The sequence below is a fragment of the Mesorhizobium sp. M1078 genome, assembly GCF_040318615.1.
Classification (GTDB): domain Bacteria; phylum Pseudomonadota; class Alphaproteobacteria; order Rhizobiales; family Rhizobiaceae; genus Mesorhizobium.
Window position 1 is genome coordinate 1 of record NZ_JAMYMP010000037.1, and the last position, 13,484, is coordinate 13,484.

Consider the following 13,484-nt stretch of genomic DNA (forward strand, 5'->3'; position numbering starts at 1 on the left):
CCCTTTTCTTACTACCCCCCCGCCCCCCATATATCTAACCTGAGTTATGGCCCCCCGGCCAACCCCCCGGCGGGGGGCCGCGGCCCCGCCCCCTTCGTTTGGGAGGTTGTATCAGGCAGCGATGTCGAAACGGTCGGCGTTCATCACCTTGGTCCACGCCTTGACGAAATCGCCAACGAAATTCTGCCCGGCATCCGCCGACCCGTAGACCTCGGCCAGCGCGCGCAGCTGCGCATGCGAGCCGAAGATCAGGTCGGCGCGTGTGGCGGTCCACCTGACTGCCCTGGTCTTGCGGTCGCGTGCTTCATAGACCTCATGCGAGCCCGGCTCGGAGGCCGGATCCCAGATGGTGCTCATCGAGAGCAGGTTGACGAAGAAGTCGTTCGTCAGCGTGCCCGGCCTGTCGGTCAACACACCATGCTTCGAGCCGCCGGTGTTGGCGCCGAGCACGCGCAGGCCACCAACCAGCACCGTCATCTCCGGCGCCGTCAGGTTGAGCAGTTGCGCCCGGTCGACCAGCATGGCTTCGACCGACATGGGCGGTTTGCCCCTGACATAGTTGCGGAAGCCGTCAATTTTCGGCTCGAGCGCCGCAAAGGAATGGACGTCGGTCTGCGCCTGCGAGGCGTCGGTGCGGCCGGGCGTGAAGGGAACCTTCACCGGATTGCCGCCATCCGTTGCGGCTTTCTCGACCGCGGCGACGCCGCCGAGCACGATGAGGTCGGCCAGCGAGACCTTCTTGCCGCCTGCGTTGAACTCGTTCTGGATGGCTTCGAGCTTCGCCAGCACGGTAGCCAGTTCGACAGGCTGGTTGACCTCCCAGTCCTTCTGCGGCGCCAGGCGAATGCGCGCGCCATTGGCGCCGCCGCGCTTGTCGGAGTTGCGGAAGGTCGAGGCCGATGCCCAGGCGGTCGAGACCAATTGCGAAACGCTGAGGCCCGAAGCCAGGATCTTGGCCTTCAGCAATGCGATGTCCTGGTCGCTGACCAGCTCATGGTCGACGGCCGGAACCGGATCCTGCCAGATCAGCTCTTCCTTCGGCACCAACGGGCCGAGATACCGCACGACCGGCCCCATGTCGCGATGGGTGAGCTTGTACCAGGCACGGGCGAAGGCATCGGCGAACTGCTCCGGATGCTCATGGAAGCGGCGCGAGATCTTCTCATAGGCCGGGTCGGCCCGCAGCGCGAGGTCGGTGGTCAGCATTGCCGGCGCATGACGCTTCGAGGGATTGTGCGCGTCCGGCACCGTAACCGCGCCAGAGCCGCCCTTCGGCGTCCACTGATGGGCCCCGGCCGGGCTCTTGGTCAGCTCCCATTCGAAGTTGAAGAGATTGTCGAAGAAGTTGTTGCTCCACTTGGTCGGCGTCGTCGTCCAGGTAACTTCGAGGCCGGACGTGATCGCATCGCCGGCAATGCCGGTGGCATGCTTGCTCGACCAGCCGAGGCCCTGCGCCTCGATGCCCGCGCCTTCCGGCTCGGCGCCGACCAGTGTTGCATCACCGGCGCCATGGGTCTTGCCGAAGGTGTGGCCGCCGGCGATCAGCGCCACGGTTTCCTCATCGTTCATTGCCATGCGTCCGAAGGTCTCGCGGATGTCGCGGGCCGAGGCCAGCGGATCCGGCTTGCCGTTCGGCCCTTCCGGGTTGACGTAGATCAGGCCCATCTGCACCGCGCCGAGATGGCCGTGCAACTCACGGTCGCCGGAATAGCGCTTGTCGTCGAGCCACTTGGTTTCCGAACCCCAGTCGACATCCTGCTCGGGCTCCCAGACATCGGCGCGGCCACCGGCGAAGCCAAAGGTCTTGAAGCCCATCGATTCCAGCGCGACGTTGCCGGTGAGTATCAACAGGTCGGCCCAGGAGATCTTGCGGCCGTATTTCTGCTTGACCGGCCACAAAAGCCGGCGCGCCTTGTCGAGATTGGCGTTGTCCGGCCAGCTGTTCAGCGGCGCGAAACGCTGCTGGCCCGCACCGGCGCCACCCCGGCCGTCGCCGATGCGATAGGTGCCGGCGCTGTGCCAGGCCATGCGGATGAACAGCGGCCCGTAATGGCCGAAATCGGCCGGCCACCAATCCTGCGAATCCGTCATCACCTTGTGCAAATCCTCGATCACCGCGTCGAGGTCGAGCGTCTTGAACTCCGCGGCGTAGTCGAAAGCTTCGCCCATCGGGTCCGAAAGGCTCGACTGCTGGTGGAGAACGCCGATGTCGAGCTGGTTCGGCCACCAGTCGCGGTTGGTCCTGGCGGAGGTTCCATGCGCGACCGGGCATTTGCCGGCGCTGTTGTCGTCGGTCATCGCGTCCATCTTGGCCTCCGAATTGCTGATTTATGTGTTGTTTTTTCCGGGCCGGCCGGGAGCCGCGCCACTCTGGAATGGTTCCAGACTAAGCCGTCTCTTCGATAAAAACAAATTGCCTTTCCTGTTTGTTGCGATAGGCTTTCCTTATGATTGGCTTGACCGTGCGGCAGATGCAATACTTCGAGGCTTTGGCGCAAACGCTGCATTTCGGCCGCGCCGCAAAACTTGCCGGCGTCAGCCAGCCGGCGCTGTCCGCGCAGATCGCCGAGATGGAGCAAAGGCTGAACTGCCGGCTGTTCGAGCGCGGCGGCAAGACGGTGCGGATGACGGAAGAGGCGGAAGCGCTGCTGCCACGCATCGAGCGCATCCTGCGCGACATCAGTGATGTCGAGACGACGGCCCGGCGCGGCCGCCCGGCCATGGAAGGCCGCTTCCGGCTGGGCATCATCCCGACCGTGGCACCCTATCTGCTGCCGCATGTATTGCCGGAACTGAAACGGCATTTTCCGTCCCTGCAACTCGAACTGCGCGAAGCAGTCACCGCATCGCTAGTCGAGGACACGGCAACCGGACGGCTCGACGCCTTCATCGCCGCGCTGCCGCTCGACCAGCCCGGCCTGGTCACCGAAGAACTGTTCGCCGACCGCTTCTTCCTCGCCGTGCCAGCCGGAGATCCAGCCTTCGCCTCGCCACCGGTGCCGCCGGAAAGCCCGGCGCTGGAGCGGCTGATGCTTTTGGAGGAAGGCCACTGCCTGCGCGAACAGGCGCTCGCGCTCTGCGGCAGCGTGCGCCCGGTGGCAATGGCAAGCTATGGCGCCACCAGCCTGACGACGCTCTTGCAGATGGTAGCGCATGGTCTCGGCGTCACGCTCATCCCCGAAATGGCGGCAAGGCCGGCCAGCGCCATGCCGGACCTCAAGATCGTGCCGTTCCAGGAGCCAATGCCGCGACGCACGATCTGCCTGGCCTGGCGCCGCAATAAGGTGCGGCATGATGAGTGCGTCGAGTTGGCGAAGATCATTCGCGGGCTGGGTGGGGTGGTGATGGGGGTGTGAGTCGTTTGGGTCTTGGATGTCGCCTTGGGAACCCCGAAAAGCTCAAATCAGGCGCGTTCGAGAATACCCGCCTTGATGGCTGGTCGCCAGATCGCACCAAAGCCTCAAGGGATAAATACCAGAAATACATACGTAAAAAACACAACGGCATGGACGATTCCGGTCAGGAAGGTCGTCCTTTCGTTGCTAAAGCTTACGCCGCATATGAAAAGCGCTAAAACCAAAAGTACTGCGTCAGCTTCCGGGAGCCCCAGGGTTAAGCCTCGTCCCGTAAGCAGGCTGGCTGCTGCGACCGCAGGTATCGTCAAGCCAATCGTGGCGCAAGCCGAACCCATTGCGACATTCAGGCCGCGCTGCAGCTCATTGTTGAGTGAAGCACGAACCGCCGAAATGGCTTCCGGCATCAAAACCAGACCCGCGATCATTGCCCCCACAATGCTGTCAGCCTGGGTCACCTGGTAAGCAACGAGCGCATTTTCAACACTTGCGGCGACCTGCTCGGCGAGCATGACAATTCCGATCAGTCCGATTATCAGGAGCAGAGCGCTGGAAGAGATGCTTTTGTGAGGGGCGGTTCGCGCCGAAAGGTCGTGTGCCAGTCCTTCGATGAAGTCGTCCCGGTGCCGGACGGTTTGCGCGAACACAAACCTTGCATAGAGCAGCACGGAAAGTACGCTCACAAGGCCAAGCTGAGCTGCCGAAAATGTGCCGGGATCGGTGGTCCGTGTATAGGTCGGCAGGATAAGCGTTATGACGGTCAGTGCGGCCAGAACCGCCAGATATGCGCTTGTCCCTTGCCGGACAATTGCCTGCTTGCGATGACGCCAGCCGCCAAACGTGAGACACGTCCCCACAACGCCGGTGGAGGCAATCATCACCGTCGAGAAGACGGACTCACGTGCAAGCGTGGGGTTGTTCTCTCCATGCAGCATCATGGAAACGATGATCGACACCTCGATTGCCGTCACGGCAAAAGTCAGCACCAATGTGCCGTAGGGTTCCCCCACACGGTGGGCCACCGCCTCGGCGTGATCGAGCACCACGAAAATAGTGATGAACATGATCGCACTCGAGAGCGCTCCGACGAGAATCCTGACGCTCGGCGAACCTTCGTCCATCGATAGCCCGCTGACTCTGACCGCAACGGCCAGTGCCAGCGCGGCCAAAGGCATCGCATAGGAAGTCGCTGATCGTGCGAAACCAGTCATTCAAGCCCCAATGCGTTCGGCGAACCTTGCGGAAGCCTGTCGAGCACCCCAATGTCGTTTCGAAGCGGGCAATCCCGTCCCCCGGCGTTCAACCCTCAAGCCGTCTTCTGCACCACCAGCCCCAGTTCCTCCACCATCGCCTCGCGCATCAGAAACTTCTGCGGTTTTCCCGTCACCGTCATGGGCAGTTCGGTGCGGAAGCGGATGTAGCGGGGGATTTTGTAGTGGGCGATCTGGCCGGCGCAGAAATTCTTGATCTCCTGCTCGGTGGCGATCTGGTTGGGCTTCAGCACGATCCAGGCGCACAGCTCCTCGCCATATTTGGCGTCGGGAATGCCGAACACCTGCACCTCCTTGACCTTGGGATGGCGGTAGAGGAATTCCTCGACCTCTCTGGGATAGACGTTTTCGCCGCCGCGGATGACCATGTCCTTGACCCGGCCGACAATGTTGCAATAGCCCTCGGCGTCGATGGTGGCGAGATCACCGGTGTGCATCCAGCCGTCGGCGTCGATCGCCTCGCGGGTTTTTTCCGCGTCGTCCCAGTAGCCTTTCATGACGGAATAGCCGCGGGTGCACAGCTCGCCCGGCGCGCCGACGGCGACGGTGGCGCCCTCGGCGTCGATGGCCTTGACCTCGACATGCGGATGGATGCGGCCGACAGTGGAGACGCGTTTTTCCAGCGGATCGTCGACGCTGCTCTGGAACGAGACCGGGCTGGTCTCGGTCATGCCGTAGGCGATGGTCACCTCTTCCATATGCATCAGCGTCACCACCTTCTTCATCACCTCGATCGGGCATGGTGAGCCCGCCATGATGCCGGTGCGCAGGCTGGAGAGATCGAAGCTGGTGAAGTCGGCGTGGTCAAGCATGGCGACGAACATGGTCGGCACGCCGTAGAGGCCGGTGCAGCGTTCCTGCGCCACCGCCTTCAGCGTCGCGCCGGCGTCAAAACCCTCGCCAGGAAACACCATGGTCGCGCCCTTGGTGACGCAGCCCATCGTGCCCATCGACATGCCGAAGCAGTGGTAGAGCGGCACCGGGATGCAGAGCCGGTCGTCGACGGTGAGCTTGATCGCAGCGGTGACGAAATTGCCATTGTTGACGATGTTGGTGTGGGTCAGCGTCGCGCCCTTGGGCGCGCCCGTCGTGCCTGATGTGAACTGGATGTTGATGGCCTCGCCCGGCTTCAGCCCTTCGGAGATGCGGTCGAGGCTGTCATGCTCGTCGCGGCCGGCCATCGACAGCACATCGGCGAAATTGAACATGCCGGGCGAGTTGTCGTCGCCCATGCGAATGACGATCTTCAGCGTCGGCAATTTCTGCGCCTTGAGCTTGCCGGGGGTGGCGTTGGCGAGCTCCGGCGCCAGCTTCTCGATCATGCCGAGATAGTCGGAGGTCTTGAAACTGGCGGCGGTGACCAGCGCCTTGCAGCCGACCTTGTTGAGGGCATATTCCAGCTCCGTCAGCCGGTAGGCCGGGTTGATGTTGACCAGGATCAGGCCGATGCGAGCGGTGGCGAATTGGGTGACCAGCCATTCCCAGCGGTTGGGCGACCAGATGCCGACACGGTCGCCTTTTTCGAGGCCGAGCGCCAGGAAGCCGGCGGCGAGCGTATCGACCGTGTCCGACAATTCGCTCCAGGTGAAGCGCTTGTCCTGTCCGACGAAGACGGCAGCATCCTGCGTGGCGTATCTGCCGACCGTGTCGGAGAAAAGCTGAGGGATCGTCTTGTCGAGCAGCGGCACCGAACGGTCGCCCGACACATGTGCCCGGCCGTCGAGCGGAGCGATGAACGCCCTGCCGCGCCCGCGCAGATTGGTGGCGTTCTTGAGCTCGTCGAGATTAATCGCCATCGCCGTTTCCTCCCGATGAGTGAGCCTAGCAGCCTGATGGGGTGGTGGAAAGTACAGGCGGTTCCCCTCCCCCTCGAGGGGAGGGTGCCTCGCGAAGCGAGGCGGGTGGGGTCCTCGGCGAAGTGCTCGGCTTCCTTGGTCACGGTCGACCCGGCTTGGGTGGTCTCGCGTCGAGCACTGCCGGAGCGACCCCACCCGTCCATCCGCCTTTGGCGGCTGTCCACCCTCCCCTCAAGGGGGAGGGAGCGCGCTCATCTTCGCGGCTATTTCCCGCACTAGCGCCTCATCCGCCGGCGCACGATCTTTCCGGGCAGCCACCAGGCAAGCCTGCGACTCCAGCACAACCCCATCGGCCAGCACCTTGAGATGGTTGGCGCGCAGGGTCGAGCCGGTGGTGGTGATGTCGACGATGACATCGGCAAGGCCTGCCGCCGGCGCGCCTTCGGTGGCGCCGAGGCTTTCGACGATGCGGTAGACCTGGATGCCGTGCTTTTGCGAGAAGAACTGCTGCGTGAGCCGCCAGTATTTGGTGGCGATCCTGAGCCGCCTGCCGTGGCGCTGGCGGAAATCGGCGGCGACATCGTCGAGATCGGCCATGGTGTCGACGTCGAGCCAGATGCCGGGCACCGCGACCACGACATCGGCATGGCCGAAGCCGAGGCGAGCGACGATTTCGGCGCGCGCCTCCCAGTCGGCGAGGTTTTCGCGCAGCAGGTCCTCGCCGGTAATGCCGAGGTCGACCGAACCTTGCCCAATCTCGCCGGCGATTTCGGACGCCGACAGGAACGCCACCTCGATGCCCTCGGCGCCGTCGATGCGGGCGCGGTACTGGCGCTCATCGCCGGGCAGGCTGACGGCAAGCCCGGCCCTGGCCAGTACCTCCAAGGCCTGCTCCTTGAGCCGGCCTTTCGATGGGATCGCCAGCGTGATCATTGCGGCTCTCCCCGCAGCGCTTCGATGCGGTCGAGCCAGACGGAGAAGCCGACGCCGGGGATCGGCGTCTTGGCGCCGAGCAGGGTCAGCAGCCGGTCGTAGCGTCCGCCACCGGCCAGCGGCCGCTCGCCGCCAAGTGCCGCGATCTCGAAGACGATGCCGGTATAGTAATCCAGCGGACGGCCGAAGGCAGCGTCGTAGCGAACTGTTTGCGTCGGCAAGCCGTGCGCCTCGATGGCCTTGGCGCGGGCAGCGAATTTTTCGAGCGCCGCGCCCAGCGAAAGCCCGGCAGAGGCCGCAAAACTTTCGAGCGCAGCACTCGCGCCGTCGAGCGGCACGTCAATTGCGAGGAAATCCCTGAGTGCTGCAAAGGCCTCGTTCGACAGCCGCACGCTGCGCAATTCGGCCTTTTCGATCAGCCGCCGGGCAATGTCGACTGGCGCGCGTCCGCCGGATGCCAGCAGGCCGGCCTCTTCCATGCCGCCGGCAATGTGGGCGGAAAGCGCTTCGAGATCGCCATCGAGCACCAGGGCCGCGACTTCGCCGTCAAGCTCACCGTTGCGTGGCGGGTTGGCAAGATCGGACAACGCTGCCTGCAGCATCGGCGCCGAACCGAAGGCGCGCGCAAGTCGCATGCGCCAGCCGCGCGGCAGGCCGAGGGCCGCCAGCACCGCCTCGAAGATGGTCTGGTCGCCGAGCGTGATCGCAAGAGGTTGCGCCGGCAGCACCAGCTGCAGCAGCGCGTGCGCATCGGCCAGCGAACGCGCATCGGCCTCGGCCGTATCGCGGTCGCCGAGATCCTCGATGCCGGCCTGAAAGAACTCGTTGCCGCCCTCGCGGCGCTGGCGGAACACTTCGCCGAGATAGGAATAGCGGCGCGGCGTGCCGGCCTGCGAGGCGATGTGGTCGAGGCAGACGGGGATGGTGAATTCGGGCCGCAGACACAGCGTCTTGCCGGTCTCGCTTTCGGTGAGAAAGATGCGGCGGCGCAGATCCTCGCCGGCCATGTCGAGGAATGGGTCGGCCGGCTGCAGCACCGCGACCTCGACCGCATGGGTGTTGCGGGTGGCGAAGAGTTTGGTGATTTCCGTCGCGATTGCGGGGCGGGAGGTCATGGGCGGCGCGAGGCACCCCCCTCTGGCCTGCCGGCCATCTCCCCCTCAAGGGGGGAGATTGGCAGCTTGCGGCGCAGCGCCTCTTCTTCACCGGCGGAGATTGGCGAAAGCCTACGCAGGGGGAGATGGCCGGCAGGCCAGAGGGGGGCGTTCAAGCGCCACCCTTCGCACGGTCAGCGGCCTGCGCAGCCAAAATCTTCTTCACCTCGGCGACCAGCTCAGCCTCCGGCACCGTGACCTGTGCCGGTCTTGCGGCGCGCCATTCGGCGTTGTCGGTGATCTCAGCCGACATGCGCGCGCCCTCGATCAGATCCTTGATCTGCAGCTCGCCCTTGGCGCGCTCGTCGCCGCCCTGGATAACGGCGACCGGGCTGCCGCGGCGGTCGGCATATTTCAGCTGCGCCTTCATGCCGGCGCCGCCGAGATACATTTCGGAGCGGATGCCGGCCGCGCGCAGATCGGCCACCATCTTCTGGTAGCGACCGAGGCTTTCCGTATCCTTGTCCATCACCAGCACGACGACCGGCGCGATGACATCGGTGGTGTCCAGCTTGCCGAGGTTCTTCAGCGCCGTCATCAGGCGGGAGACGCCGATCGAAAAGCCGGTCGCCGGCACCGGCTCGCCACGGAAGCGCGAGACCAGCCCGTCATAGCGGCCGCCACCACCGACCGAACCGAAGCGCACGATCTGGCCGTCTTCGTTGGGGATTTCGGCCAGAAGCTCGGCCTCGAAAACCGGGCCGGTGTAGTATTCGAGGCCACGAACGACGGAGCGGTCCATGGCGATGCGATCTTCGCCATATCCGGCCGCCCTGACCAGGGCTTCAATCGTCGCGAGCTCGCCGACGCCTTCTTGGTAAGTCGGGTTCGAGCTCACTATGGAAACCTGGTCGACCTGTGCGTTCCTTGCCGTGGCGAGGAGAACTGCTTCAGCTTGCCCGTCGTCCAAACCAGCGCCCTTGGCGAAGTCGCCCTCTCCTTCCTTGCCGCCATCCCATCGGCCCGGCCCAAGCAGAAGCTTCACGCCTTCCGGCCCGAGCTTGTCCAGCTTGTCGATGGCGCGCAGCACGGTCAGCCGGCGGCCGGCATTGTTGTCACCGCCAAGGCCGATCGCCTCCAACACGCCGTCGAGCACCTTGCGGTTGTTGACGCGGATGACGTAGTCGCCGCGCCTGATGCCAAGCGCTTCCATCACGTCGGCCATCATCATGGCCATCTCGGCGTCGGCTGCGACGCCCGGCGTACCGATCGTGTCGGCGTCGAACTGCATGAACTGGCGGAAGCGGCCCGGGCCGGGCTTTTCGTTGCGGAACACCCAGCCGGAGCGGTAGCTGCGATAGGGTTTCGGCAGCTTCTCAAAATTCTCGGCGACGTAGCGCGCCGTCGGCGCGGTCAGGTCGTAGCGCAGCGACAGCCACTGCTCGTCATCGTCCTGGAAAGAAAATACGCCCTCATTAGGCCGGTCCTGGTCGGGCAGGAACTTGCCGAGCGCATCGGTGTATTCGATCAGCGGCTGCTCGGCCGGCTCGAAACCGTATAGCTCATAGACCGAACGGATCGTCGCCATCATCTTCTCGACGGCACGGATGTCGTCCGCACTGCGGTCGGCAAAGCCGCGCGGCAGCCGCGCTTTCGTCTTTTCCGATTTGTCGGCCATGGGATGGGTCTTTTCGCTAAGTAATCGATGACTTATTTGGAGTCGGCGTGTCCTAACCGAAGCGGCTTGGTGCGGCAAGGGTTTGCGCTCTTTCCTTCTCCTTCGAAACAAAACGCACCAAAAGGAAACAATTCCGCCATCGGCGCGGCATCGTGCCGACACAATCAGAGCCGATAAGCGCGCCGAAACAAAGGGTTGGGGCCATGACTGCGGCACGCAAATTCGATATCAGAGACGACGGCTTGCATGAAGTCCGGCTGCGGCCGGCCGAGAGCCGTGCGCAGGTGACGGCGAGCCCCGGTCCGTTTGAGGTCACTGCCGACGAGCGCAAGGGTTCGACCATGCGCGAGGCGCTGATGACTGGATTGCTGGTGATTTATCCGGCCTTTGCGGCACTGGCGGCGATTGTCGCCGGGCTTTTTCTGACGGGCGCCAGCGGGACGTGAGTTCCTTACCCTCCCCCTTGTGGGGAGGGTCGACGCGTAGCGTCGGGGTGGGGGTGCGGCGCCAAGATACCCCCACCCGCGCCTTCGGCGCGACCTCCCCACAAGGGGGAGGTCGGGGGACAGCGCCCTACTTCGGCCTCTTAAAGGCCTTGCGTTCCTTCTCCACCTGCTCCCGGCACACGCAGCCTTCGAGATGGTCGTTGACCAGACCCATCGCCTGCATGAAGGCGTAGACCGTCGTCGGGCCGACAAAGGTCCAGCCGCGCTTTTTCAACTCCTTCGAAATCCTGATCGAGACCGCTGTCGTCGGGTTGGCGCGTAGATGCGCCATGTCCACCACCGCCGGCCGCTCCTCCGGCCCCGGCTCGAACTTCCAGAACCAGGCGGCCAGCGAACCGAACTCGTCGACCATTTCGCACGCCCGTTTGGCGTTGTTGATGGTCGAGACGATCTTGCCGCGGTGACGGATGATGCCGGCATTGGCGACCAAGCGCTCGACATCCTCGTCGGTGAAGGCGGCGACCTTGTCGAAGTCGAAACCGGCGAAGGCCTCGCGGAAATTCTCGCGCTTGCGCAGAATGGTCAGCCAGGACAGGCCGGACTGAAAGCCTTCCAAGCAGATTTTTTCGAACAGCCTGCGGTCGTCGGCGACCGGCCGGCCCCATTCATGGTCGTGGTAGTGCAGATAGTCCGGCAGATTGCCGTGCCAGAAGCAGCGCGTGATCCCGTCGGAGCCGGTAAGCAGTCCGGTGTTGTCTTGCGCCATGGCCGATCCATCCGTTAACGCGCTTTCGCGCTGCATTTACCGCGGCTTTACCAGATTCCTGAACCCGGCGGTAACCACACCAAAAGGTTTACTGACAAAGCGGCATTTTACGCATTCCGATTCATGTTTCGGTTGCCGCTTCGCGCCAAGGATCGCGCAACCGGGGGCAAGTTCCGCCTCCGTCCGTTCGACGATCAAGGTGCGTTCCGATGAAGATCTTTTTGCGTTCCGTGCTCGGCGCCGTGGCCATTCTGGCCGCCGGCGTCACCTCGTCTGCCGCCAACGACCGCTATGCCGAAAGGCCGCCGGTGATGGTGAGCCCCGACCTTTCCGCACCCTGGGTGCTGCAGCTTGGCCGGGCGCCCGGCATCGTGCGGCAGAGCCGACAGGTGGTCCAACAGCCGCGCGTTCGCTATGCGCAGCCGGCGCGACCCGATCGGGTTCGCACTGCTTCCGTGCAGGCGCCGGTCAAGCGCGTGGTGATGCGGCCGCAGATCAATCCGCTCTATCTGCCGCAGGAAGTCGCCTATGACGGCCCACAGAAGCCGGGCACGATCGTCATCGATACGACGCAGAACTTCCTGTTCCTGGTCGAGAAGAACGGCAAGGCGCGGCGCTATGGCGTCGGCACCGGCAAGCCTGGCTTCGAATGGTCTGGCACGCACAAGATCACCAACAAGCGCGTCTGGCCGGACTGGCGCCCGCCAGCGGAGATGATCAAGCGCGAGGCCGCCAAGGGCCGCTACCTCCCGACCTATCTGGCCGGCGGCGAGGAAAACCCGCTTGGCGCCCGCGCGCTCTATCTCGGCACGACGGAATACCGCATCCACGGCACCAACCAGCCATGGACCATCGGCGGCTCGGTGTCTTCCGGCTGCATCCGCATGCGCAACGAGGACGTGGTTGACCTTTACGAGAGGGTCAATGTTGGAACGACCGTGGTCGTGATATAGTCGGCTACCGAATCATCTGGTCCAGAAGGTTAGACCTTCAGGATCGGGAAGAGTTTACGGGGGACGGGCCGTGTGGGGATGCGGCCAGTCAGGAAAGGGCAGCCCGGGAAACCGCGCTGCCCTTTCTCTTTGCGGCTATAGCTGAGCCAGGCTGCGCCAGAACGTCGCGCCAGGGGGATGACGGTTCGCTTTCACGCTGCCTTGCCGCATTTCCCCTGCTATAGGGACGGCTAAACTCCCCTGCGCCAAACTCGCTGCAAAGGTTCAGCCATGTCTCCGCCAGACGATAGCCGCTATCTCCGGGGCGGCCCGGTCGCCCAGCGCATCATGGCATCCGTGCGCGAGGATGCCGCCATCGCCACCGCCGAAGGTTTTCCGCCCAAGCTGGTGTCGATCACCGTCGGCGATACCGCTGCCGTCGATGTCTATGTGCGCAACCAGCGCGCCAAGGCCGCGCTTGCCGGCATCGGTTTCGAGGAGCGGCGGTTCCCCGCCGACATCAGCGCCGGCGAACTCGAGGCGGCGATCCACGGCCTGAACGCCGACCCGCGCGTCACCGGCATCATCATCCAGCGGCCGGTGCCGGCGCATATCCCGATCAAGACGCTGCAAGCGGCGGTGCATCCACTGAAGGACGTCGAGGGCATGCATCCGGCGTCGATCGGCAATATCGTCTACAACCAGCTCGATCTCGCGCCTTGCACGGCTGCGGCCTCGGTCGAGCTGCTCAAGGAAACCGGCCTCGACCTCAAGGGGCTCGAAGTCGTGGTCGTCGGCCATTCCGAGATCGTCGGCAAGCCGATTGCCTTCCTGCTGATGAGCGAAGGCGCAACGGTGACGGTGTGCCATCACATGACGCGCTCGGTGGCGGCACATGCGCGCCGCGCCGATGCGCTGTTCGTCGCCGTCGGCAAGCCGCGGCTGATCAAGGCCGACATGGTGAAGCCCGGTGCGGCCGTCATCGACATCGGCATCAATTCCGAGATCGGCCCGGACGGCACGAGCCGCATCGTCGGCGACGTCGACACCGAGAGCGTGAAGGAAGTCGCGTCCTGGATCACGCCGGTGCCGGGCGGCGTCGGCCCGATCACTGTGGCGATCCTCTTGCGCAACACAATGGTCGCGCTCAGCCGCCAGCGCGCGCGCTACCAGGCGACGTATGGCGTGGTGGACCGGCTGGCAGCGGAATAGCTG

11 protein-coding genes are annotated in these 13,484 nt (G+C 64.3%); 4 read left to right on the plus strand and 7 right to left on the minus strand.

Translation table 11 applies throughout. The features are described from left to right. Positions 1 to 111 precede the first annotated feature (111 nt). Positions 112 to 2,307 carry a catalase/peroxidase HPI gene (katG, locus tag NKH38_RS28465; RefSeq protein ID WP_352764806.1) on the minus strand — a complete coding sequence of 732 codons (2,196 nt, stop codon included), beginning with the start codon at positions 2,305 to 2,307 and terminating at the stop codon, positions 112 to 114. 140 nt (positions 2,308 to 2,447) lie between these two features. Between katG and NKH38_RS28470 the strand changes: the two genes are divergently transcribed. Next, a complete protein-coding gene (locus NKH38_RS28470; protein ID WP_352764807.1) occupies positions 2,448 to 3,356 on the plus strand; it encodes a hydrogen peroxide-inducible genes activator in 909 nt (302 codons plus the stop codon). Between the two features lie 104 nt (positions 3,357 to 3,460). Here NKH38_RS28470 and NKH38_RS28475 read toward each other — a convergent pair whose 3' ends face one another. From NKH38_RS28475 to hisS, 5 genes are all read right to left on the minus strand, one after another. Next, positions 3,461 to 4,564: a calcium:cation antiporter gene (locus NKH38_RS28475; RefSeq protein ID WP_352764809.1), complete on the minus strand. Its 1,104-nt coding sequence runs from the start codon at positions 4,562 to 4,564 to the stop codon at positions 3,461 to 3,463. Between the two features lie 95 nt (positions 4,565 to 4,659). Next, a complete protein-coding gene (locus NKH38_RS28480) occupies positions 4,660 to 6,420 on the minus strand; it encodes an AMP-binding protein (protein ID WP_023823632.1) in 1,761 nt (586 codons plus the stop codon). Positions 6,421 to 6,651: 231 nt separating this feature from the next. Further along, on the minus strand, positions 6,652 to 7,353 hold the full coding sequence (hisG, locus tag NKH38_RS28485) for an ATP phosphoribosyltransferase (RefSeq protein WP_023710119.1): 702 nt from the start codon (positions 7,351 to 7,353) through the stop codon (positions 6,652 to 6,654). Continuing rightward, positions 7,350 to 8,468, minus strand: a complete 1,119-nt coding sequence (locus NKH38_RS28490; RefSeq protein WP_352764812.1) for an ATP phosphoribosyltransferase regulatory subunit — start codon at positions 8,466 to 8,468, stop codon at positions 7,350 to 7,352. The genes hisG and NKH38_RS28490 overlap by 4 nt, the downstream gene beginning before the upstream one ends. 151 nt (positions 8,469 to 8,619) lie before the next feature. Further along, a complete protein-coding gene (gene hisS / locus NKH38_RS28495) occupies positions 8,620 to 10,125 on the minus strand; it encodes a histidine--tRNA ligase (protein ID WP_352764814.1) in 1,506 nt (501 codons plus the stop codon). A 203-nt stretch (positions 10,126 to 10,328) separates the two neighbouring features. Between hisS and NKH38_RS28500 the strand changes: the two genes are divergently transcribed. Next, positions 10,329 to 10,571, plus strand: coding sequence for a hypothetical protein (locus NKH38_RS28500; RefSeq protein WP_352764816.1), 243 nt, complete (start codon positions 10,329 to 10,331; stop codon positions 10,569 to 10,571). A 127-nt stretch (positions 10,572 to 10,698) separates the two neighbouring features. Here the strand turns inward: NKH38_RS28500 and NKH38_RS28505 are convergent, their stop codons facing one another. Continuing rightward, the gene (locus NKH38_RS28505) at positions 10,699 to 11,337 is read right to left on the minus strand and encodes a DNA-3-methyladenine glycosylase I (protein WP_352764818.1); all 639 of its coding nucleotides are present in this window, start codon (positions 11,335 to 11,337) and stop codon (positions 10,699 to 10,701) included. Between the two features lie 209 nt (positions 11,338 to 11,546). Between NKH38_RS28505 and NKH38_RS28510 the strand changes: the two genes are divergently transcribed. Next, positions 11,547 to 12,290 carry a L,D-transpeptidase gene (locus NKH38_RS28510; protein WP_352498900.1) on the plus strand — a complete coding sequence of 248 codons (744 nt, stop codon included), beginning with the start codon at positions 11,547 to 11,549 and terminating at the stop codon, positions 12,288 to 12,290. Positions 12,291 to 12,560: 270 nt separating this feature from the next. Further along, the gene (locus NKH38_RS28515) at positions 12,561 to 13,481 is read left to right on the plus strand and encodes a bifunctional 5,10-methylenetetrahydrofolate dehydrogenase/5,10-methenyltetrahydrofolate cyclohydrolase (protein ID WP_023670547.1); all 921 of its coding nucleotides are present in this window, start codon (positions 12,561 to 12,563) and stop codon (positions 13,479 to 13,481) included. Positions 13,482 to 13,484: the final 3 nt, after the last annotated feature.